Genomic DNA, 1120 nt, shown 5'->3' with positions numbered 1-1120 from the left:
TGCTGGAACTGTTCCAGCAGGGACGCGTCTCGCATCTGGTCCGGGTTCACGCCAGACTCCGTTCCAAGGCTTGCATCAGCAAGGTTTCATCCAGGACGCCCACGCTGTGGCCGCCGCAGCGCGCCACCCCGCGCGAGTATTTCAGGCTGGCGCCCGCCACCGTGGCCGGCAAGGGCTCCAGATGTTCCAGGTCGACGGAATGGATGCCCTCGACCTCGTCCACCGGCAGCACCACGGCGCGGCCCGCGCCGCCGAAGATCAGCATGCGCGCGGCGCCGGCGCGCTCGCGCGGTTCGGGCCCGGCCGCCTCCAGCCCGAGCAGCCGCGCCAGCGACAGGCAGACGGTCAGCGTGCCGCGCACATTGGTCACGCCCAGCACCGTCGGATCGCGCCGGTGCGGCAGCGGCAACACCGGGCGCGTGGCGGCCACCTCGTCCAGCGCCCGGGTCGGCAGACCCAGCCATTCACGGTGCAACCTGAACACCAACAGCGAAGCGCGCCGCAAGGCGGGTTCGCGCACCGTCGCGGCGGGATCGCCGACGGTATCGCTGCCCTCCAGCTCGGCCTGCGGCGGCAGCCGGTCCAGGATGCGCTTGGCGGCGGTGGCGTACACCGGGCAATTGCGGCAATGCACATGTTCGGGCAGCTTTGGACAGCTCTGGTCGCCGCGGATGCCGATGCGGTTCCAGCAGTCGTCCACGTCCGCCAGCGCGGCATGCAGTTCAGTCACGTCGGGCCTCCTGGCGCGCCGCGCGCGCCTGCAGCCTGCGCGCGCCCTCGTGGTCGCCTTCCGAGGCGACCAGCGCGGCCAGGTGCAGCAGGGCTTCGCGATGGTTGGGCTGCAGGTACAGGACCTTGCGGTAGGCGGCCTGCGCCTGGCGGGCATCGCCCGCCGCGTCCTGCAGCAGGCCTTGCAGATAGAAGCCGTCGGCGCTGGCGCCATAGCGCTCCAGGTGCGCGCCGCAGCGCGCGATCGCGTCCTGCACGCGCCCCTGGTCCGCCAATGCCTCGATCTGGCGCAGCGAGATCTCGGCCTCGGATTCCGGGCTGGCCGCGACGGCCACGGCCGGCGCGACCGGCGGCAGCGGGCGGGTCGGGCCGGGCGCGGGCCGCGCCAGCG

Annotated in this window: 1 protein-coding gene and 1 pseudogene; both read right to left on the bottom strand. The window is 73.1% G+C overall.

The window, feature by feature from the left end; translation table 11 throughout:
* Positions 1-46 precede the first annotated feature (46 nt).
* The gene (locus KDH83_RS30750; RefSeq protein ID WP_212322838.1) at positions 47-730 is read right to left on the bottom strand and encodes a chemotaxis protein CheW; all 684 of its coding nucleotides are present in this window, start codon (positions 728-730) and stop codon (positions 47-49) included.
* Positions 723-1120, bottom strand: a pseudogene (locus tag KDH83_RS30745) (chemotaxis protein CheR); the annotation flags it as partial. The gene KDH83_RS30750 and the pseudogene KDH83_RS30745, both read right to left, overlap by 8 nt.

This window comes from Achromobacter sp. Marseille-Q0513 (assembly GCF_018195695.1).
Taxonomy (GTDB): domain Bacteria; phylum Pseudomonadota; class Gammaproteobacteria; order Burkholderiales; family Burkholderiaceae_B; genus Achromobacter.
This window is presented reverse-complemented; position numbering and strand designations above follow the sequence as displayed.